Source organism: Indolivaga capnocytophagoides DSM 22835 (assembly GCF_000426485.1).
Taxonomy (GTDB): Bacteria; Bacteroidota; Bacteroidia; order Bacteroidales; family Dysgonomonadaceae; genus Dysgonomonas_A; species Dysgonomonas_A capnocytophagoides.
In genome coordinates, this window is the sequence record NZ_KE384529.1 from 377,333 (window position 1) to 399,698 (window position 22,366).

Genomic DNA, 22,366 nt, shown 5'->3' on the forward strand with positions numbered 1-22,366 from the left:
AAAAGGTTACAAAGGTTACTCTCTTTGTGTATATTTTCGGTTGTTACCCTTTTCTATTTCAAGCTCCGTTTTCTCCACCCTTTCATGGCTTTTGCTAATAGATAAAACTCACAAAAGAACCTGTAATATGGAATGAGCTCTACTTCAATTTCCGCCAGTAATAAGTTTCATAATCGGGAAGAAGTTCGGGATGAAGAATTTTCACTAAATCTTTCAGAATCACATCAGGTTTATATGCTCCGGTTTCCCAAAAATCATTTCCGCCCTGCGGTTTTACTCTTTTATTGTTGATGTAAACATTGCCCGATCGGAATGCCTCAAATTCTTTGTAATGCTCACTCATCGACCCGAATTCATCAAGAGACGCTACCGTTCCTCCTTTCAAACTGATCCAATAAGGGCTGTTGCGATGATTCTCGTATATCTTTTCGAAACTACAAGGCATAGAAGTACTTACTCCCTCTATTGTTTTGGTATAAGCATTGGCATCTTTCAGCATAGCAGGCACATAACTCTCACCTCCGGGCACATACCACGTTCCTTTTATATCTTGGGCTATAAGTACTTGAGGATAAACTTTTGCACTAGCAGCTAATTCTTTTACAGTATCATATCTTTTTACTATCTCGCCAAATATCGAATCAGACTCGATATTCTTACAAAAAAGTAATCCCATCATTTTTATCCATTCGGCTCTCGACAAAAGATCTCCTTCTCTCCAGTCATTATAAAAAACAGTGAGAATACCCACAGCTTCCAATTCTTTCTCCTTGATATTTTTACTATGGTCATTCTTTACAACAACATCCGGCATTAAAGATGTTATAAGTTCGACATCAACATTCAAACCCTTTCCGACTTCTTTTATCTTTCCTGCTGATATAAGGGAGTTTACCTGATCATCCCAATAATGGGAAATATTAGTTGTACCGAGAATTTTATCTCTCAGATTCAATAACTCAAGTGCTCCGACATGAGTAGATGATAGGCATACGATAGACTGTATGGGCACTCTGATTACCAAACCTTTCGATTCGATATTTGAATCCAAAACAGTCTGTTTCAGAGCCAAAACATAAGTCGCAATAGTATCGCTCGCAAACGGATTGATTACATATACTTCTTTATGATCGACAAAATTATTTATCCTTAGCTTCTTAGCAGACTTGACCTCAACCTTATGGTTGAAGTCAAGTGAGTCTTGTATACTCGACCTCTCTGTGTTTGGCTGAACCTGCTTATTGAAAGAGCAAGAAGATACCACAGTCAGAGAGAACAGAGCCAAAGCAATAATGAAATTAGCTTTCATATCTTTTCAACTTAGAAAGAAACAGATGCCTTTAATTGAAAATTACGTCCCGGCATATTATAACCGTCTTTTTCGGTATAGTTTTCGTCAAGTATATTATTTACAACCACACCTACACTTACTTTCTGTGTGACGGGGAATGATGCATTAAAATCGAAAACCAAAAATTCGGGATGCTTGATCAGCGAATTAGCCACTAAATCGGGTTGAGTTTCTTCCTGCAGCTTTTTCAGATCGGGACGATAGGTCGCTGCAATATAATTTTTCTCGATGCGGTGTCCCATAAAACGACCATTCAATCGTGCACTGAAGCCCTTATTCGATAGAAAATCAAGTCCGAAATTAGCATTCTGCTTCCTTACCGACCATGTTTTATTCCACACACCGTTGCTATAATCGTCATACAGAAACATCCATGTAAGATTTCCGTATAACTTAAGAGCAAATTTTCGTTCGAAAAGAGTTCCGAAATCATACGAAGCCATTACCTCAATACCGCTTTTCTTAGCTTTATCAGCATTATTGAACGTTTTATATTTCTGCCCATTTTCAGTATATAATTCTTCTACAATAAAATCCTGATTCCATGTATAGAAATAAGTAACATCTAAGTCAATACCCTGTTTAGGTTTGCTAAAAGATAATCCGGCATCAAGAGTTTGAGATTTTTCGGGTTTCAGCTCCGGATTACCGACAGTTATTGTACCATTGTATAAATACTCTCCGGCCTTCTGATAAGCATCAGGCATACTGAATGCTGTTCCGAAACTCGAATGGAAAGCCAATCCTTTCAGCATTTCATACTTAAATCCTATATTAGGATTGATGATATTATAGCTTTCTTTTTTAGGATCATTATCCAATCCCGGAGTTCTTTTCAGTTTAAAATCAATGTAATCGTAACGAGCTCCAAGTGATATATTCAATTTATCGTCTAAGAATTTCAGATTCGACTGAACATATACCCCCATTGCCGAATTTCGATAGTTCGGTTTATAAGCAGCTTTAATTACATCCCTATTTGAGAATGATGTCAGTTTGTTTAATTCGTTCTTACTATCCAATCCAAAAGCTATTTTGTGATTTCCCAATTGTATATTATCGTTAAGTGTATAACCATAAGTCTTCAATTGGCTATCTGTAGTAACATAGGCTGTATCAGAATTGGTATTATATGTCTGAGTACGGGAAGTTGAATAATAGGGTGCAAACAGAATATTATGTATTCCGGCTTTTCCTTTTAACTCAAATTTGGAATTGTTACGGGTGACGTCTTTTTTCTTTGTTCCGTAAGATGCCCATACGTTTCCTCCTTGCGGTAAGTCTTTACCTGCAAACAACATGTGAGTAAAATCCAATGACCAATTAGGGTTAAAATCATAACCGACACGCACCTTTCCGCTCAACCCATTATAAGTAGATCCGATCATACGTATGCCATAAGTATCTTCTCCGACAATAGCTTTATCGGTAGCCGACATATCCAGAATATTATGGCTCCCGATTTTATAGTTGCGTGCCTGAGACGAATAATCAAAGTTTGCATCGAATGATAAACCTCCTGCGACACGTCCACCGACAGTAAAAGCTCCTTTTGCTGACTGATAGCTACCAACACCAACTTTAGCAGTTCCTGTCAACTTTCCTTTATTCTTTTTGGTTACAATATTAACAACGCCTCCCATAGCATCGGATCCGTACATCGAAGAAAATGGGCCTTTAAGGAATTCGATCTGTTCGACATCACCCAATGATAGTGTAGCCATATTAGTAGTTCCGGCCGGCACTCCATCAATCAATATACTGGTATATTTACCTTCGGTAGGTTTAAAACCTCTGATACTGAAATAAGAATTATAACCGGGATATTCTATCACATCCACATTAACATATGTCTTTAACAGATCTGTCAGATTATTGATACCCGAAGCATCAATCTGGCGTTTATTAATCACCTCGATCTTATTCGGAAGGTCTTTCAGCAATGCCTGTGTTTTACTGGCATAAATCGTAACATCATTCAGTTGCTGTTCAGCAAGTGCATCGGAGTTTTGAGCATAGACTCCAATACTCATCACCGTCATTAAACAAACGGGAATAAAGGCTTTTTTCATTGTTTTAAGTATAATAATTAAATGATTCTATTATTCATTTTAAGATTGAATGCCAATAATTATCAGTACGAAGAGTGCCAAGTATATCTTCCAGTGAATAATAAATTTGTTCGGTTTTATTAAAAGATAACTTCCAGTTATCTTCAAATACCGTTATTATGGGGATACCTTCGCTAATATCGGTATTTACAAACCCGATACGCTCCAAGGCTCTTTCTGTCCAAATACGACGAATACCTTCCCCTTGAATTGTTACAAGGTGTGTATTCTCCTTATTCGACTTGAAGTTCCCCAACTGCATATCGAAAAAAATATTCTTATTACTGAAACATTCGCTTATCTTCGCACTAAGCACTATATCCTCAGGAATCCCTCGAATTAAACGACCTTCAGTGTTCATCAACCATATAGTGTCAGACCACTGCATAGCCAAATCCAGTTCATGAGTCGAAATCAATATTGCTTTTCCGGTTTTCTTTGCCAATTCGTTTAACATCCTCATCATTTCCACCCGATTAGGTAAATCCAGATGAGCAGTAGGTTCATCAAGCAACATCAAAGGTGTATCCTGTGATAAAGCTCTGGCTATCAGCGCCCGTTGCTTTTCACCGTCGCTGAGGCTTGAATATATCCGATCGCCCCACCCTCTCAAAAAACAGATATCCAATGATTTATCTATAATCATCCAATCGTTTTCAGACAGCTTACCTAGATATCCGATATGTGGATAACGACCGTTAGATACAATATCATATACGGTCAGATTAGTTGCTTCTATCTGATCAGTGAGAACCAAACTCAGACTTCGGGCTCTTTCCATAGATGACATTTTTGAGACATCCTTCCCTTTTATCTGAATATCTCCACCCAACACTGATTGTAATCCTCCGATACACCTCATCAACGTCGATTTTCCGCAGCCATTTGCTCCAATCAATGAGACTAATTCGCCGTTAGAAATACTTACAGAGATGTCTTTCGATACTATTTTCTCTGATTTCCGATCATTATAACCTGTAGTTACCAGCCTTAACTTTACAATCTCTTTCTCGTATGGAAATATATAGTCATTCATCTTCCTGTCAATTAAAAATAGTTTTGCGGAGTTTTCTTCGTTTTATAATGATAAAGACAACTACAGGAGCTCCCATAATAGAAGTTACAGCATTGATAGGTAATATGATTCCATTACCCGGAAGCTGTGTAATAATATCGCAAAACAACATCAGACAGATTCCGCAAAGCATGGCTCCGGGCAATAAAACACGATGGTTGGTTGTCCGAAACAAAATACGGGTATAATGAGGAACTGCAATGCCGATAAAACTTATGGGACCGGTAAATGCAACGAGTGTTCCTGTAATAATACTGGTTATAAAAACGATCGTAAACCTTACTTTACTGATCTGTATACCTACACTACGGGCATAATTATCTCCTAACAATAAAGAATTCAAATATTTAGGCAAGCATAAAGAGACTAATAATCCCACTGATACTACAGGAATCACATATTGAAGTTGATTCCATGTTGTTCCGTTTAAACTGCCAAACGACCATACGATATAATTTTTGATAATTTCCGGATCACTGAAATACTGCATTATAGCAACAATAGAACTGGTTACAAAACCAAACATGACACCGATAATCAACACAGATACAATGTCTTTAAGCCACGATATGATAGAAGAAACCAAACAAAGGATTATCGAAGCACCAATTATCGCCGACAACACCATTCCCCAATAGTTTGACGAAACAGATGCAGGTATAAATACAGGAAACAGTGCCGATATCATAACAAAGGATGCCACCCCCAGACTCGCCCCGCTACTTATTCCTAAGATAGATGTATCTGCCAATGGATTACGAAAAAGGGTTTGCATCAGTAATCCGCAAGAAGAAATACCTGCACCAACAAATACGGCCGTTATCGCTTTAGGCAGACGAAAATTCAGAATAATATACTCCCATGATACATGAGATCCTTTGCCTAATAGTATATCAATAATATCAGGCATAGGAATAGTTATGCTGCCCAGCATAATATCCAAAAGAAAAAGTGTTATCGCAAGAACAGAAAGTACTATGTAAATAAAAGAGTTCATCAACTATATTTACCGTTTGTTACTTAAACTTCAATATGCTGGCAGGCTGCAGGTATTTTACATACTGCACACAGAATGGCTCTAAGGAAATACGCACTACCATATCCTGATGTTCGGCACAAATCAGGCAATATCATCTTTTTTAAACAGATGTAAAAGCAGGCTATTTTTCTCGAAGACAAACCCCTATACCTCGAAGGCTTACCAACATTAATGTTTCGGCAGGTTTTCTGACTTTCCCTTTACCTTCCCGATTACTAAGATCATAATCAGTGGTGTAGTTATTTACATTCTTTACAGAATGGGATTACAGCAGCGGGTCTGTTCAGGATTTGCACCTGATTCCCTCTCATCGCTCAAGAATTAAGCGATTCACCAAAACGGTTACAAAGATATATAAGATTTTATAAAAAATTAAAAAAAAACATGAATTTCAGATGATGTATCATTTTATCAGTTAGAGGAGATTAAGCCTCTGATCACTCTAATTTCTTATTTCTTCAGAAATAACATATGAAATATGTTTATCAGATACGACCGATGACTTCTTTGTGTAGTACCCTTACATAGTCTATTATTATCCAGCATTACTTACAGACATTTAATCCGTGTCTTATTTCATAAGGCATATAATTATTGATTTTAAGAAATAACTGTGGTTACAGTTGCGCGACAGTTCACGATTTACACATGATTCCCTATTCTCCTTTTGGCAAAGGCACCTATCGATTATTCAAACAAAATGATATACTTTTTAGATGTATTTATTTCCCCCAAACTTCTTGAGCTACCTCACAGACCAATGCTATTTTTTTCCATTGTTCTTCTTCAGTAAGAATATTACCTTCTTCGGTTGAAGCAAATCCACATTGAGGACTTAAGCATAAGTGATCTAAAGGAACAAATTTAGAAGCTTCCTTTATTCTTTCTTTTATCAGGGTTTTATCTTCTAATTGAGGAAATTTCGAAGTGATAAGACCGAGCACCACCTTCTTGTTAGATGAAACATATTGTAACGGTTCAAATCCTCCGGCACGATCAGTATCAAATTCCAAATAATAGGCACTTACTTTTTCTTTTCCGAACAGATTTTCAGCAATAGGTTCGTAGCCTCCAGAAGTAGCCCACGTCGAGTGGTAGTTGCCTCGGCAAACATGCGTATTAACAATCAAATCTTCAGGTAAATTCTCTATGGCCTTATTATTTAGATTCAAATAAATTTCTTGTAAGCTGTTTGGATTATAGTCTCCATTAGCCATTGTCTGCCAGAAGTTTTTATCACAAAGCATTCCCCAAGTACAATCATCCAGTTGAATATTTCTACAACCTAATTTGTAAAACTCCAATATTACAGCACGATAGGCGGCAGCTATATCTTCCAATAAATCATTTCTGTTTGGATAATATTCATTTACTTTTTCTTCGTTTTCTCCCCGTAATAATTCAGCATAAAATTGAGATGGAGCAGGAATTGTTTGTCGTGCAACAACATCTCCGGAAATAATGCTTTGTAGAAATTTGAAATGCTCAAGAAAAGGATGGTTTGTAAAACGGATTTTCCCATTCAAACGAGCTGAGTCCGCCCGGGTTTCTTCTCCATGAAACAGATAGCCTTGCTTCATTATATTGTGTTCAACACCATCGAATCCCCAGAAGAAATCTAAATGCCAATAGCTACGACGAAATTCTCCATCCGTTGCAACTTTAAGACCAACCTCTTGTTGCTTGTGAACTAATTTTTTTATCTCTTCGTCTTCCACTTGTTTTAATTCTTCATGAGAGATTAGTTTCTGAAAGAACTTTTCTCTAGCTTCTTTTAATCTTTCCGGACGTAAGAAACTACCTATGACATCAGCCCTAAAGGGTGCATTTTGTTTTAAATTCATAATTGCATTTTTTTAATTAATAATCTATCAAATTTAGTATTTGTAAATAATATATCTATATATGTATTTGATTTTGGATAAAAATTCTATTTTTGCATAACAAGAGGCGGTTGATAGATAAAAAAACTGACAAAAACCTTTTTTTAAGATATTTTACCTATGGAAAAGCTGGATGCTACGGATATTAAAATATTAGGTGTGTTGCAAAAAGACTCGAAATTGACAACAAAAGAAATAGCAAAACTCGTAAATTTATCGCCGACACCGGTCTTTGAACGTCAAAAACGATTGGAGAGAGAGGGATATATTAAGAGATACACTGCTGAGTTGGACCCTGAAAAATTAGGGTGTAATCTGATTGTCTTTTGTAGTATAAAATTGAAACAACACACCAAGGAAAATGGATTTCAATTTATGGAAGCTATTAATCAAATTGATACGATAACTAACTGCTATAATATTTCCGGAGACTATGATTTTATGCTGAAAATTTATGTCCAAGATATGAAGCATTATCAGGATTTTGTTCTCAACACCCTTGGTGAGATTGATGCTATTGGCAGCTTACACAGCACTTTTGTTATTGGAGAAGTGAAGAATACGAGGTCTATTCCGATTTATTGGGAGTGAGAAGTTCTTCGATCTCATCCAAACCTTGTTTATAGAAACTCGCTTTCAGGTCTTTTAAACATTGCAGGCAAAGACATCCCGGATACAGTGCATCTATATATGCTAATTCTTTTGTTGAAAGATGAATCTGTGTGCATTGGCAGGATAAAATATCGTTGTGTCTGCATTCAAATGTTTTACCACAACAGGGACATCTCTTTTCCATGGCTTTATGAATTTGTTATATCAAATAAATTTAGAGAATTATTTTTTTACTAGAGAAAGCGTTTCTTTAATTAAAACCTAAAGACTCAAAGAAAAAGAACTGCAAGCTGTTAAAATTGCAGTTCAATTCTCTTTTATTAGTGTATTATATTTCCATTTTTAATTCTTTCTCCAGATTGAAATCATCATCGTGAAGGTGTACTACCTCTAATGTTTTCTCATAATTGGTCGATTTCTTAGAAAAGAAGTCGTGTTGTGTAGTTTCAACATTCAGACCATTTAGTACGATAGGATTTACTTCACCAACTTCAAACCGAGGTTCAAAGCCTAAGTTCATAAGAGCCTTATTACCATTGTAGCGGATATATTCTTTCACTTCACCTGTCAGTCCCACATCGCTATACACATGGTCCGTATATTTCAATTCATTTTCGTATAACACATCCATGAGTTTGAATAAATTGTCTTTTATTTTATTCTTCTTTTTTTCATCGAATTTATTGAATATCTCTTGAGCCAGAAGTCCCACAAATACGCCATGAATAGATTCATCAGCTACAATCTTTTTGATAATATCACAACTGGCAACCATTTGCCCCTGTCCGCAAAGCCAGAGCGGCAGGAAGAAGCCACTGTAAAATAAGAAAGTTTCCAGCATTACAGATGAAGCCAAAGCCATATAAACATCTTCGGGCGGAGCATTTTCGTTATCAAGTTTACGATAATTGGCATCAATAATTTTCGCTTTAAATTGCAATTGTTCATTGTTAGATGCCCATTCGAATATTTCGTCTATTTCGGCAGTTATAGCAACCGTTGTGAATATTGTCGAATACGATTTAGCATGTATCGATTCCATCATGCACATATATGATAGCACCGATTTATTTTGCAAACCGTCGATGTGATCTATTGCCTTCGGCATACCTGTATGACTTTGAATTGTATCCAAGAGAGTTAACCCACCAAGTGCTTTTTTGTATGCCTCTTTCATTTCAGGCGAAAGGGATTTCCACGAGTCAATGTCTTTTGATGGGATGTATTCGGTATCTATCCAAAACTGCTTAAGATTTTGCACCCAAAACATTTCTACATAATCGTTTTCAGGTGTATTCCAGTTTACAGCATGGAATTGTTTATTTTTATTCATAATGATTTATCTTTTGGATTTTATACTGAGCAAGATACACATTCGTCGATAGTTGCTTTTCGAGTACGAGTATAGTACAGCGATTTCAAGCCTATTTTATGTGCATAGATATAATAGCGAGCTAAGTCGCGAGTGGTATCACTGCTTTTGGTATGAAGTATTGTAGAAATACCTTGATCAACATGTCGTTGTATAACTGAAATAAGTTTCATGACCTTCATCTGATCCATATCATATGCCGACTTGTAAAAGAAGAAATTGTCATTCGTTAAATAAGGCATCGGATAAAAAGTGGTACTGTCTCCATATTCTCGAACCTCAATAGTATCTACCACCGGCATTACCGAAGCTGTTGATGTCATGATATAAGATGAAGACTGATTGGGGGCAATAGCCAAACGATAGGCATGATACAGACCATGTTCCATGACTTGATCTTTAAGCTCCTTCCATTCTTTTTTACAGGGTATGGCAATACCTTCAAATAAAGATTTAACCTTATCTGTTTGAGGTAAATATTCCAATTTTAAATACTTGTCAAAGTAGGTGCCTTTAGCATATTCTGATTTATCAAAATCTTTGAATGTCTTCTTTCGTTCTTTGGCAATCTCCATTGAGCGTTGCAACGAATAGAAATTCATCATCATGAAAAATACATTGCAAAAGTCGAGAGCCTCTTTGCTTTCGTAAGAAATAAAGTTTTTAGCGAAAAATCCATGCAGATTCATCGCTCCTAAGCCAACACTGTGCAACTCTTCATTTGCTTTTTTAATCGACGGAACAACATCTATGTTTGATATATCGGTAACCACTGTCAGAGCATCTATCGATGTTGATACAGCCTCTTTTATTCGCTTGTTTTCCATTACTGTGGCAACGTTTAGCGAACCTAAGTTGCACGAGATTCCTCTGCGAATGATGTCTTCTTGGTAATAGTCGTTAATCTCTGACACCTCCGATAATTGCATAATTTCGGTACACAGATTACTGAATTTTACTTCTCCGATATCTTTCAGAGCGTGTTCTCTATTTGCATTGTCTTTGAAAAATAGATAAGGATAACCACTTTCTTTTTGAGTCTGGGCAATCTTAACGAGCATCACGCGTGCACTTAAACGTTTTTTTCTCACTTTAGGATTATCAACCAACTCGTGATACATTTTATTCATGTCCATGTCGTCAAGATGCTGCCCATACTGACGAAACACCGAATGAGGATAGAATATATAAAATGGTTCATCTTTTTCGGCGAGCTCCATAAACTTATCAGGAACAACAACACCAATTGAAAGTGATTTGATACGAACTTTTTCGTCAACATTGATCTTCTTACAATCTAAAAATTCTTCAATGTCTGAGTGGAAAATATTAAGATAGGCAGCTCCAGCTCCTGGGCGTTGCCCTAATTGATTGGCGTATGAAAATACATCTTCCAATAATTTCATGATGGGTAAAACGCCGCTAGCTCGTCCTTCAACACCTTTAATAGCTTCCGATCGGCCTCTTAATTTTGATAGATTAAGAGCGACGCCTCCTCCAATAGAAGACAGCTTCATCGATGAATTGATGGCATAACCTATACTGTTAAGACTATCGCCAATTTCGTCGAGAAAACAAGAAACTAATTCGCCTGATCTGCGTTTTCCTCCATTCAAAAATGTAGGGGTTGCAGGCTGATATTCTTGATTTACTAATAGTTCAGCGAATTTGATGGCTTGCTCTACGCTTCCTTGCCCAAGGTACAAGGCAATGCAGGCAATACGATCTTCGTAGCGTTCCAAGAATTTTTCGCCACTGTCGTCTCGAAGGGCATAATTCTGGAAGAATTTAAAGGCACTCATGAATGATGGAAAACGGAATTTTCGCTCATATATAAGTGCATATACTCTCATTATTTCTTCAAAAGAATATTGGTCGTAAAGATTTTCGTAGTAATTGTTTTCAATCAGATAATCAATCTTCTCTTTCAATGTATAGAAGAATACTGTATTCTTATTCACATAGTCAAGAAAGTACGAACGTACAGCTTCTTTGTCTTTATCAAGTTGATAGTCGTCGTCTTTCTTTATCATTACCTCATTGTTGAGGAGTATCCATTTCTTTATTTGCATAGTCTGTTACTTTTTGAATAAAACTATTTACATCACGATCCAAACCAGCGAGTTCGAATTTAAGTAATATTGGAATCTTATATTCTTGGGATATTGTATTAGCTGCCAGCGCAAAATTATTTCCCCAGTTCATATTGCCACTTGCTGAAACAGATACAATATAAGAATGCCATTGTTCCATAAATTTGAGTGTTGAGAGAGGTGCCTTTCCGATTTGAGTGGTAAACGTTATTAAATGTCCCACTTCAGTAACAGCTATACCATCGTGTATTTTAACAAAACTCCATTTTGTCAGCAACCTCACTTTCTCGATAAATCGCTCAACATTACCGGTCTTACTGTCGTAATATATTGTCATCTCATAAGGATTCAATCATTTGATTTAATTCATTGGGCTGATAACCGATTATTCTCATCAATTCATCATCGTCATTTAATAATATAGTTGTAGGTACTGAACGCACCTTATATTGCATGGCTATTTCCGGATGATCAAATGGATTAATCGCTTCAAAAGAGACACTATTTTCATTAAAAAAATTAGAAACCATAACGCATGGATTACAATCGTCCTTTTCGAATTTTATGATTTTTTTCATATTGACATAGTTTAATTATAGAAAGAGTAAAGACAGTCTTAGATTAAGACTATAGCCTATCATTTTTTTATGTATGATTTTCTTTTTTTGCAATACTTTCTTTATTTCCCGAAAGAAAATATTTTATTTATTTGGCAGGTCTTCTGACTTACTTCATTTTCAAACGTCCTTCCCATTCAAAATAGAATAGTGGTTAGAGAATTGTTCGAAAACCTTTGGTGAAGCTTACAGCAGCGGGTCTGTTCAGGATTTACACCTGATTCCCTTTTCATCATTTTCTAAGAATTTAGAATAACGACACCAAATATTACTACAAATATGAAACAATTTTCCGAGATAAAAGTTTTCTAAAAAAGAAAATATTTATCTATTAATCATCACTAATGTTTATCAAAAAAGAAAAGTTTATTCAAAAATATTTACATGTAGTTTTCTATAAGTATTATTTTTCCAGAAAAATAAAATAGAAAAGTCATCCCGACTTCTCCATTTCAGGGGTCAATTCAAATGTCAAATCAGCTTCCCACTACCAATTTGACGCTTCCGAGGAATTGAGTTCAAACCATATATATTAACATAAAAAAGTACACAGGTATTACACTCCCAAATCTTCTCTTTGGGGTAAAAAATAATCTTTTCTAAATGATTTACTTTCAAATAACTTTAGCCAAACAATTGCGAAATGATACAATTGGTCTCATTCCTGTTTTTTACAATAAGATATTCGAAACAATGCTTATGTTCTTTGCCTCATCTCCCGAAGGCACAAAACTACTATATTCTGGCAGGTCTTCTGACTTACTCCATCTTTGAATGCCCTTCCTATTCATTATCGAATAGTGGATTGAGTATTACTCAAAGACTTTTTAGTGGAGCTTACAGCAGCGGGTCTGTTCAGGATTTGCACCTGATTCCCTTTTCACCACATTTCTGAAAATATGAATTGTGACACCAAAATCGGGTGCAAATGTATTAATTAAAATCAAAAATAAAGGTATTCTGGATTTGTTTTTTGAAGAATTATAAAGAAAACTTTACGGGGAAGTTAAGTCAGAAATCTATCTTTGTACTTCTATTTAAAATAAGGACATAATGAAAAATCTAGTAGAAAACTTAAGCTGACTTTTCAAAAGATGCAAACACTCAGGTAGAAAATGAGAATAAAGCAGCCGAACAACGAGCAAGAAAAGCCTCATTGGAAATAGAAAAAGCTTTGAAAGAATTCCGTAAAGTGTCTATCGAAGAATCTAAGAAATGAAAAAAGGTGCTTTACTCACCTTTTTCTATATCTATCATTTCTGCTTCTGTCTGTCAATCTTTTGTGCCAGTATATCCACATTAATAAAAACAACCACTAAAAAGTAGCGTGTTTTGAATAGCAGTTATTCAGTAGTAAATTTTGACTTTTAGTAGGCTTTTTATAGCTTCCGATTGTCATCTGGTTTAATATGGAGTAATAAAAAAGTCTCCTAAACTATTAGTTTAGAAGACTTTTGCTTTCTCTTGGCTTTGAACCGTCTTAAAGGTTCTGTTGGCCTAGCGATCCGAGCAAGAACGCCCGAACTTATATCTAATACTAATGTTACTCAATATATTACCATATAACTACTACTAATCTAGTAGTGATTTAGTAGTTGTTTCTGGCTTTCTACTATCTCTCAATATACCACGTTTGGCCTGAAGTTCGCTTATATTCTTTTATTGCTGTAAGGTTACGAATAATTAAATTAAGACAGATAAATAATATCACTTTCTTATTTCTTTTTCTGTATCTAGATAATAAGTTTTTCTTGATTTTGTTGGTTCTTTAGAGTTGTAATAACCAATAAGCCCAACAACAACTTCTTCGTAAGGAACTCCACAGTTTACATATTCTACAAAAATAGAGGGATAACCAAAGTATCCCTCTGTTTCCATTGTATATTCTACTATGTTCTCATATGGAATTCTATAAAATAAAGATGAGTTCTGAGCATTTGGTTCATTATCCTCAGTAAAATACCAAGTTTCATCTTCATTTATTACAACTCTTTTGTGGCACATTGCAACGAACTCTAATCCATTTTCATAGAAATCCCATATTTCCAATTTAAGCCAACTCGGTATATATGCTTTATTATAGGACACCTCTGGAAAACTTCGGTCACCTATAGAACGAACGAGTAAACGATCATAAAGAAACTTTCTACTAGGATCATAATAAAGAAGGTCATTATACTTTATCCATTCTTTTTCACTAATCTTTTTTATTAAATCACGTCCTAGCCTCTTCTTTAGTGATGAAATTTGTTTGAATCGCGTTCTTGTTATTTTTTTTGATTTTGATTATCTTTCGTTGATAATTCAGAAAGTAAGTATTGATAAACTCGTTCTATTTTTTCAATGGGGAGGGAACCAATAATAGCGGGTTGTAGGTTGTAAGGGGGAACCCTCGTAGCGGATGTTCAATGAAATATCACTATTCACTTTTCCTGAATTCCACACTATATTACCGGATTCGTTTGTAACTTCTATTTGATAAACTTTCTGATAAGCTCCGTTTTTATCTGATTCCATATTCCAGCTGAAACGGGGTTTTTCGACATCGATTCCCAGTGGGGTGACGGTATATTCTGTTTTCAGATTTAATACACGAAAATCCGTCGATTTGCCAGTCACAACCGGGGAAAAAAGAAATAATCCGAATAGGAGAATAATGATTTTTTTCATATTTCATATAATATATTCGTCTTAAGGTTGCAGGCCTTATTATTTTCAGTCTAATAAATATTTACTGTTTACTACAATTAATAAAGCTAAATACTATCTTTTAGCTAATATTCTCTGAGAGAGTGTATTTTTTATTTCCTTTGATTTACTTATTCTATTCCTTCGGTAGTCATATCAACTCGTTTAATCGTGCCATCGAAGTTATGATATAACCTGTCTATACAAACCGAACGACTATAACTTCCCCCATTCGTATTGATTCCTCCGTTATGATATATAAAGTACCACTGATCCTTGAATTCTGTGATTGCTTGATGGATCGTATTACTATTGCCTGCAATTTCGGACAAAAGCCCTTTATACTCATAAGGTCCTTCAATATGGTCCGCCATAGCGTATGCTATCTTTTCAGGAAACTCTGTTGCATAAGTAAGGTAATACTTACCTTTATACTTATGTATCCAAGGGGCTTCGGTAAAGCTGAATCCGGGAAAGTCAATCTTCTTTACTTCGCCGTCTATTTCTATCATATTGTCCTTCAGTTTGGCATAATAACATTCGCGGTTACCCCAAAATATCCAAGAAGTACCATCGTCATCAATAAATATAGCAGGGTCAATACATGCCCATGAGTGAGTAGAAGCAAAGCAATCTTTGTTTGTCAATAACGGTTTTCCCAAAGCATCTTTGTAAGGGCCTTCGGGGCGATCAGAAACTCCAACACCTATACCCGACCAATTAGTACTGATGTACCAGTAATATTTACCGTTTCGTTCGGCTATATGTGCAGCAAAAGCATCCCCGCTTTTAGCCCATGAAAAATCAGTGATTTTCATCGGAACTGGATATTCTGTCCAATTCTTCATATCGGTGGTAGAAAACACAAGCCAGTCTTTCATCTTATATCCTTTCTGTCCTCCTTCAAAATCGTGTCCTGCAAAGAGCCAGAGCGTGTCTCCTTCGACTAAAGCAGCAGGGTCTGCAGTGTAATGATGTGTGATGACTGGATTACCTTTGGACTGAAATTGGTATCGATCCGTTTTTCCGGTAGGCTGCAATAAAGAAGTAGGAACACCGCCCCATTTGTTATTCAACAGTCGTGCCTCCTCTTTTGTAATACTGATAATGCTTCCGTGGCGTGGATGAAAGTTCTTGTTGAACGGTTCCGGTTTTTCAGTGAAATTAAACAGATTCGTACTGCGCTGGAATTCGTAACGTCCGTCAACATACAAATCGTACATCAATATGTAGTCATCTTTATCGTTCAATTTGAAAATACTCGAACCTTCCACAACCACAGAAGTGTCGGCATAAGCATCCACATATCTGAAATCTTCTGTCCATGGACCTTGTAGTGATTTACTTATTGCCTGTTGAATTCCGTTTTTAATTTCTTTTCCGTTTTGGTCTTTTGTATTGCCTTTGAAAAAGAAATGATATAGTCCTTCTTTATATATAATATCCCCATCGATACCTCCGTATTTGGGACTAAACATTAATTGCGGTTCTTTCTCAAAACCTGCAAAATCTTTATTGGCGTAGGCACAATAAAAATCAAGTTTTTTATCGTTATGATATCTTACCGTAAAATATACCAGATATTTTTTTGCCTTTGTATCATAAATTATTTGAGGTGCCCAAACCCATTTTACATTCCCAAATTTCTTTGGATATAATTTTGCAAGGTCGATAATGCTATGATTCCAATCGATAAGATTATCGGATTTCAGCATTATTATTCCGGGGTTGTTATCCCATCCATTTTTTGCAACGTACATATCCGTTGCCACCATATAGAAACTGTTATCTTGTCCGCGCATTAGATACGGATCTCGGATTCCTCCGGTATGTGATATTTCGCTCGATGGTATAATCGGTTGGTTGCTGTTTAGTGCAGTCCAATTAACGGCATCTTGGCTAACAGCAAAGCGGAGCTGTTCCTGCTCCAACCATTTACCTTTCCCCTCGAAATAGGCAAACAGATAACCTTCGAATGTTTTAGATTGCTGTTGCTGAGCATTTATTATGGTAAAAGAACTCAAGGAAAACAAAAGGAGGACAAGTATATTTTTCATGGAGAGTTATTTAGTTATTAATTTTATTTGAAACTTAAAATTTCATTTCTAATTGCCAATGTTTGGCTAATTGTTCAGCTTCTTTTTTTGTCAGATGTATTACTGCACCATGTTTAGGTGAAGTGAAATTTGTAGCTTTCATTATATCTCCATTGAAATGACCGAGATCTGTAAAGTTTATAAAATCAGTTGTTTCACTGAAGCCAAAATTATGAGGGTTTACACCATATATATCGTACATCAGCACCCATTTATCTTCTCCTATCCGTTTCCATACATTCGGAGCTTCACAAGCTTTAGATTCAGGATCATACCATGCAGGGTCATAGGCATATCCGGTATGGATAGAATCTGAGATTGCTTGTTTGATACCCGCTGTGCCATCATGTGCTACATAAAACATGTGATATTTATTACCAACTTTTGTTATATCGGCATCAATGTACGATTTATTGTATTTAGGATATTGAAAAAGAAGCTTTGGTTCAGTTTCTATTCCGGTGAATTCTTTGTTGAGATAGGTATAAAATAATTGATTCAACCCATTTTTTATGCGTAAAGTAAAATAGAGCATAATTCGGTCACGGTTTTCATCGTATATCATTTCAGGGGCCCATGCACATCCTATATTTTCCCATCCGAGAAAAGCGTCACTTATCGATAAATTAGAACGGCTCCAGTTTATAAGATCTGTGGATTTCATCAAGACAAAGCCTTTATTATTTCCCCATCCAAATTCTTTCCCGTCGCGTTCCCATTCAGTATCTCTGTATCCTTGTTTCTGTCCAAATATATGAAGATCAGTCATTGTCAGATAAAAATTATTATCGGGGCCTCTCATTATGTAAGGATCTCTGATTCCTTTTTGCTGAGCGATTGTATCACCACCGATAACAGGCTTTCCATTGTTTATGTCAGTAAAAGAATATCCATCTGAACTCAAAGCCATATAAAGACTGTGTGTGTCATCTTTGAAATAAATCATTAGGTAAGCTTTCAGTTCATTTTCTTTCGGAACTTTATCTGAATTTTGGGCTTTTATCAGACCAACACTGATAAGTAAATAGGATAGGATTATCAATTTCAGCAATCTATTCATTACTTTTTTTTTTATAAAATAAATACATAACTTCTTTCTTAATTACAGAGTAGGTTTTACTCCTCTAATACTACCATCTTCATTGAATTGCACTCTGTCGATACAAACTTTGCGATGAAAACCACCGGCCCCGTTAGGCATATTTATTCCATTGGGTTTGTGTATTCGGTGGTATATAATATACCACTCGTCTTTGCCCGGTATCTGTAATATTGAATTATGTCCGGCTCCGTAAATTCCTTTCGATTCGTCTTTTTTGATAACAATGTTATTCTCTGGTATTGTCAATGGACCTAATGGCGACTGTGCTGTTGCATAGCGTACTTTGTAATTAGGACTGCGGGTGTCATCTTCCGACCAAAGAAAATAATAAGGTAACTATATACCAGATTACAGTGTTAATCCTTCTTAAATTTAAAATTTATTGAATTTATATTATATTTGGATTTAGAATAAATAAAAAACTGGAGTGGCTGAATAAATATTAAGCTAATTTATAATATGAAGCAACTTCCAACTGACCTTGAGAATTGCGTTCAAGTCTAGAAAACAAAAAAATATAATTTTCCATAATTATAAAATTTTAGTGGGGCATTTAAAGTGCCCGATTTGTTTGGGATAGATTTTTATCCACTCCAGTTTATTTTCAACCCACATACTCCCAATATGTGGGTTTTCTTTATAAAAATCTTTTACAAACTTAAGGAATTTTGACAAGCCTTTACAAAGAAATCGAAAGATTCCATTTACCTTTGTTTCATATGTAATATATTGATTATAAAATATTTAATTAATATAATATATAGAATTTAATAATATAAATATAAAGGTAAAACTATGATTGATGTAGCTAAATTTAACTCTCTATTTGAATTGTTTGAAGCCTTTCCTGATGAAAAATCTTGTATTATTTATCTAGAACAGTTATTCTGGTCTGAGGGAGTTATATCTCCATTTGATGAAACATCTAAAGTATATCATTTAGGGAATCACAGATATATGTGTAAGAATACTCAAAAACTATTTAATGTTAAAATTGGTACTATATTTGAAAGTACTAAAATATCATTGAGAAAATGGTTTGCTGCAATATGGTTACTAGCATCTAATAAAAAAGGTATATCATCTTTACAGTTATCAAGAGATTTAGGAATTACTCAAAAAACGGCTTGGCATATTTTGCATAAAATAAGAACTTGTTGTATTTGTAAGAATGATGGGCAACTTGATGGAGAGGTAGAATGTGATGAAACTTTTGTAGGAGGTAAGAATAAAAATAGACATTGGGATAAGAAAGTAAAGAACTCACAAGGAAGAAGCTTTATTGACAAAACACCTGTATTAGGTATGTTGCAAAGAGGAGGTGATGTTATTTGTAGAGTTGTAGAAAATACTTCAAGACATCAAATTACTCCCAATATATTGAAATTTGTAAAACCTACAGCAACTCTTTATACAGATGAATGGCTAGGATATAATGAGGTTAGTAAAATATATACTCACTATTCAGTAGATCATGGTAAAAAACAATATGTAAATGGAAATGTTTATACAAATACTTTAGAAGGATTTTGGTCTATATTTAAAAGAGGGATCATAGGAATATATCACCATCTAAGTAGAAAGCATCTGCAACTATATGTAAATGAGTTTGTATTTAGATACAATACACGAAAAATTAGTGAGAGTAGTCGATTTAATTTGTTACTTTGTAATGTAAATTATAGATTGACTTATCAGAAAATAGTAGCATGAATGAAGATAAAGATAATGTAGGAAAAGAATTTAATGATATTCTTAAATCGATCCTTAATAATAGAAAAGTAAATACTCAGAAGAATATAAAAAGGAGTTTTGCTGTTGATACAATAACAACATATTATGATTTAAAAAGTAGATATACAGAAGAAGAAGCAAGAAAAATACTTAAAAATGACTTTAAACTTTCCCCTAAAGCGTTAGAGGAAGAATTAGATATTATTTATCATCAGCCTGATGCTGATTTATCTCTTCCAATATTGTATTACACTAGTAATACAAGTAAAAATAGAAAATCAAAGGATGAAGATTAATATTTAAAATTTAATTATATTTGCTTTAGTCTAAAAGACTAAAATATAAAAAAGAAGTGCTTTATTCTCTTTAAAATCGCCAAATTTTCAAATGAATACACAAGCACAGCATAACTTGCCATATAGAGGTGAGTTGTGTCTGCGTGTATTCAGGCGTTTGGCGATGCCTTAAGAGAATGTGGATTGCAACTCACTTCTTCTATTGTAATATCTTCTGTTAGTTGCAAGAAGAATATTAAATCTAAAAAATTATGGGAGCCTTAATTGGTCTTATTGTTGTATTTGTTATCCTCTTTTGGATAGGAGTAAAATTAACTCGTTGGGTAAATGGAAGTAGTAAAATCGCCAAAAATCAAAAGAAAATATTGGAGGAAATGGAAAGACAAAGAAGAGAGAGGTAACATCCTTTAACACCCTTTAACTGGGAGATGTAAGTCTCCCTTTTTACCTTTGCAAGGTAAGATTAAAAGTTATGCAAGAAATTAAAAACTTGCATAACCAAGAAAATAAGATTTATTACTTATATTTCTACATCATCTTTAGAATCAATATTAGAAGCGTCTGATGATTCATCTTCGGTAGTAATACCATCAATTTTAGATAAGAGTTCCAAAGTCTCTTGTTGCGTAATATCCAACATAAGCATAAATTTTAATTAAACAATATTTTTGCAGATTAGTATAAGCGAAATTTATGCCAAATGGAGATTGCAGACAAAGTGTCATATTAAAATCTTATATGGCACTTTTGTTTTTATTTTAAATAAATATTGCAATACAAATATCTTTTTATTGTTTTAATTATAATAATTAATAAAAAAATTCAACTCCTTTTTACACTGTAATCTGGTATATAGTTACCTTAATTAATAAGCCTATTGTTTTAGTAGTCGAAGATGACCTGGATATCAGAGATTATATTCAAACTTCACTATCCGAGTTTTATGAAGTATTGGTTGCTGATAATGGATTAAAGGGAGCTCAAATTGCATTGAATAATATTCCGGATATTATCATCAGTGATATCATCATGCCTTTGAAAAGCGGAATAGATTTATGTAATGAATTAAAGAGCGACATACAAACCAGCCATATCCCAATTATTTTGTTGACAGCAAAAGACTCTTTGGTAGATAAAACAGAAGGTTATAAGGTTGGGGCCGACTCATACATAACCAAACCTTTCAGTGCCACTCTTTTACGAAGTCGCATGGTAAATCTTCTGGAAAGCCGCCGTAAAATAGCGGATCTTATATCATCTAATATTTCGTTCAAACAAGCCATTGTGAAAGAGTCACTGAATAAAATAGATAATGATTTTCTGAATAACTTCACTTGTATCATTGAGGAAAAATTGAAAGATGAACTATTTGATATCACATATGTTTTGAATCAGTTAAATATGAGCCATTCTTCTTTATATAGGAAAATAAAAGCTCTTACTGGAATATCCATCAATGAATTTATTCGTAAGATAAAAATGAGAAAGGCTGAAGAGCTCTTGCTTACCGGGAAATATAATATTTCTGAAATAGCTTATCAGATTGGATTTAGTTCAATATCTTATTTTAGAAAATGCTTTAAAGATGAATTTCATGCAAGCTCATCTGAATATTTTAAGAAAATGAGAAAAAAATACGACGATTAGCCTGTTTGAATTTTCATAAAATTCACGTCTTTTCTTTAATGCAAATACCTGAAATTCAGCTTAGAGTATTTAACTCATTAAGGACAAATAGTGTTCATTTGTTCTCATTATCTGCATACAGATAAGGTAAGATATTTAATGAATAATTAAATATCTCATTACTAGCAAAGAAACGTTTAACTTCAATTTACGCCACCTGTGGGAAATCTGAGGTGTGAACGATATTTTCTTGTATGCTAATCGAAAAATTTCCTCTTATTTGTTCTTTTATCAAGTAAGCAATTATATTCTCTCAAAAAAGTGAGGCTTAAACAAAAAAACTAATTGATTTATAAATCAATTAGTTTTTTTGGGGGTACATTTTTTTGAATGAATAGATATTTCGAATAATCTTCATCATTCAGTTCCTATTTAGTAATAAGTGTTGTTTTATTGAATAAAAGTAGCCTTATCCCCTAAATGGGTTCTGTGACTAAAGCTTATAATTTCATTAGTAAATCTATGTGTAATCTTTTGATATCTTCTACCCGCAAAGGTGGATTACCTCCTAACCTGCAAGGTTTATGGGCTCCGCAAATTGCCACTCCGTGGAATGGAGATTATCATCTTAATATCAATTTGCAAATGAACTTCTGGGGAGCAGAAACGGG

At 34.7% G+C, this 22,366-nt stretch carries 19 protein-coding genes, 3 pseudogenes and 3 riboswitches; of the genes and pseudogenes, 7 read left to right on the plus strand and 15 right to left on the minus strand.

Translation table 11 applies throughout. The features are described from left to right. Positions 1-139: 139 nt before the first annotated feature. From K322_RS0114775 to K322_RS0114795, 5 genes are all read right to left on the minus strand, one after another. The gene (locus tag K322_RS0114775; protein WP_026627574.1) at positions 140-1,309 is read right to left on the minus strand and encodes an ABC transporter substrate-binding protein; all 1,170 of its coding nucleotides are present in this window, start codon (positions 1,307-1,309) and stop codon (positions 140-142) included. Between the two features lie 11 nt (positions 1,310-1,320). Continuing rightward, complete coding sequence (locus K322_RS0114780; protein ID WP_026627575.1) at positions 1,321-3,423, minus strand: TonB-dependent receptor domain-containing protein; 2,103 nt, start codon at positions 3,421-3,423, stop codon at positions 1,321-1,323. A 34-nt stretch (positions 3,424-3,457) separates the two neighbouring features. After that, positions 3,458-4,498 (minus strand): ABC transporter ATP-binding protein, encoded by a 1,041-nt coding sequence (locus K322_RS19615; RefSeq protein ID WP_035332218.1) that lies wholly within the window; start codon positions 4,496-4,498, stop codon positions 3,458-3,460. A 7-nt stretch (positions 4,499-4,505) separates the two neighbouring features. Further along, the gene (locus K322_RS0114790) at positions 4,506-5,534 is read right to left on the minus strand and encodes an iron ABC transporter permease (RefSeq protein WP_026627576.1); all 1,029 of its coding nucleotides are present in this window, start codon (positions 5,532-5,534) and stop codon (positions 4,506-4,508) included. 203 nt (positions 5,535-5,737) lie between these two features. Then, positions 5,738-5,929: riboswitch (cobalamin riboswitch) on the minus strand. 369 nt (positions 5,930-6,298) lie between these two features. Beyond that, positions 6,299-7,420, minus strand: a complete 1,122-nt coding sequence (locus tag K322_RS0114795) for a 5-methyltetrahydropteroyltriglutamate--homocysteine S-methyltransferase (protein WP_026627577.1) — start codon at positions 7,418-7,420, stop codon at positions 6,299-6,301. A 159-nt stretch (positions 7,421-7,579) separates the two neighbouring features. Here K322_RS0114795 and K322_RS0114800 point away from each other — a divergent pair, with 159 nt between their 5' ends. After that, complete coding sequence (locus tag K322_RS0114800) at positions 7,580-8,050, plus strand: Lrp/AsnC family transcriptional regulator (protein ID WP_026627578.1); 471 nt, start codon at positions 7,580-7,582, stop codon at positions 8,048-8,050. Here the strand turns inward: K322_RS0114800 and K322_RS19620 are convergent. From K322_RS19620 to K322_RS0114820, 5 genes are all read right to left on the minus strand, one after another. After that, positions 8,028-8,255, minus strand: coding sequence for a cysteine-rich CWC family protein (locus K322_RS19620; protein ID WP_035332220.1), 228 nt, complete (start codon positions 8,253-8,255; stop codon positions 8,028-8,030). The two genes, K322_RS0114800 and K322_RS19620, sit on opposite strands and share 23 nt — an antisense overlap. A 144-nt stretch (positions 8,256-8,399) precedes the next feature. Beyond that, a complete protein-coding gene (gene nrdF, locus K322_RS0114805) occupies positions 8,400-9,404 on the minus strand; it encodes a class 1b ribonucleoside-diphosphate reductase subunit beta (protein ID WP_026627579.1) in 1,005 nt (334 codons plus the stop codon). Between the two features lie 20 nt (positions 9,405-9,424). After that, entirely contained in the window at positions 9,425-11,515 is a 2,091-nt protein-coding gene (gene nrdE, locus K322_RS0114810) for a class 1b ribonucleoside-diphosphate reductase subunit alpha (RefSeq protein WP_026627580.1), read from the minus strand. After that, positions 11,481-11,873: a class Ib ribonucleoside-diphosphate reductase assembly flavoprotein NrdI gene (gene nrdI / locus K322_RS0114815; protein ID WP_026627581.1), complete on the minus strand. Its 393-nt coding sequence runs from the start codon at positions 11,871-11,873 to the stop codon at positions 11,481-11,483. The genes nrdE and nrdI overlap by 35 nt, the downstream gene beginning before the upstream one ends. Position 11,874: 1 nt before the next feature. Continuing rightward, complete coding sequence (locus K322_RS0114820; RefSeq protein ID WP_026627582.1) at positions 11,875-12,114, minus strand: thioredoxin family protein; 240 nt, start codon at positions 12,112-12,114, stop codon at positions 11,875-11,877. 116 nt (positions 12,115-12,230) lie between these two features. Next, positions 12,231-12,434, minus strand: a riboswitch (cobalamin riboswitch). 446 nt (positions 12,435-12,880) lie between these two features. Continuing rightward, positions 12,881-13,085, minus strand: a riboswitch (cobalamin riboswitch). A 121-nt stretch (positions 13,086-13,206) separates the two neighbouring features. On the opposite strand from K322_RS0114820, the pseudogene K322_RS20705 reads away from it, so the two are divergent. Then, positions 13,207-13,372, plus strand: a pseudogene (locus tag K322_RS20705) (histone H1). Between the two features lie 488 nt (positions 13,373-13,860). On the opposite strand, the gene K322_RS0114825 reads toward K322_RS20705, so the two are convergent. The 5 genes and pseudogenes from K322_RS0114825 to K322_RS0114845 all read right to left on the minus strand — a co-directional run. After that, positions 13,861-14,202, minus strand: coding sequence for a hypothetical protein (locus K322_RS0114825; protein WP_035332222.1), 342 nt, complete (start codon positions 14,200-14,202; stop codon positions 13,861-13,863). Between the two features lie 291 nt (positions 14,203-14,493). Then, a complete protein-coding gene (locus K322_RS0114830) occupies positions 14,494-14,823 on the minus strand; it encodes a glycoside hydrolase family 78 protein (RefSeq protein ID WP_026627584.1) in 330 nt (109 codons plus the stop codon). A gap of 149 nt (positions 14,824-14,972) precedes the next feature. Continuing rightward, the gene (locus tag K322_RS19625; protein WP_084158590.1) at positions 14,973-16,898 is read right to left on the minus strand and encodes a family 43 glycosylhydrolase; all 1,926 of its coding nucleotides are present in this window, start codon (positions 16,896-16,898) and stop codon (positions 14,973-14,975) included. Positions 16,899-16,932: 34 nt separating this feature from the next. Continuing rightward, positions 16,933-17,988, minus strand: a complete 1,056-nt coding sequence (locus tag K322_RS0114840) for a glycoside hydrolase family 43 protein (RefSeq protein WP_455423176.1) — start codon at positions 17,986-17,988, stop codon at positions 16,933-16,935. Positions 17,989-18,039: 51 nt separating this feature from the next. After that, positions 18,040-18,357: pseudogene (locus K322_RS0114845) on the minus strand (family 43 glycosylhydrolase); the annotation flags it as partial. A gap of 477 nt (positions 18,358-18,834) precedes the next feature. Between K322_RS0114845 and K322_RS0114850 the strand changes: the two are divergent. From K322_RS0114850 to K322_RS21385, 5 genes and pseudogenes are all read left to right on the plus strand, one after another. Next, entirely contained in the window at positions 18,835-19,752 is a 918-nt protein-coding gene (locus K322_RS0114850; protein ID WP_026627587.1) for an IS1595 family transposase, read from the plus strand. Then, entirely contained in the window at positions 19,749-20,069 is a 321-nt protein-coding gene (locus K322_RS0114855; RefSeq protein ID WP_026627588.1) for a hypothetical protein, read from the plus strand. The genes K322_RS0114850 and K322_RS0114855 overlap by 4 nt, the downstream gene beginning before the upstream one ends. A gap of 251 nt (positions 20,070-20,320) precedes the next feature. Further along, positions 20,321-20,470, plus strand: coding sequence for a hypothetical protein (locus tag K322_RS20895; RefSeq protein WP_157279476.1), 150 nt, complete (start codon positions 20,321-20,323; stop codon positions 20,468-20,470). Positions 20,471-20,945: 475 nt separating this feature from the next. Beyond that, positions 20,946-21,716, plus strand: coding sequence for a response regulator transcription factor (locus tag K322_RS0114870; protein ID WP_260204113.1), 771 nt, complete (start codon positions 20,946-20,948; stop codon positions 21,714-21,716). 510 nt (positions 21,717-22,226) lie between these two features. After that, positions 22,227-22,366 (plus strand): annotated as a pseudogene (locus tag K322_RS21385) (glycosyl hydrolase family 95 catalytic domain-containing protein); the annotation flags it as partial.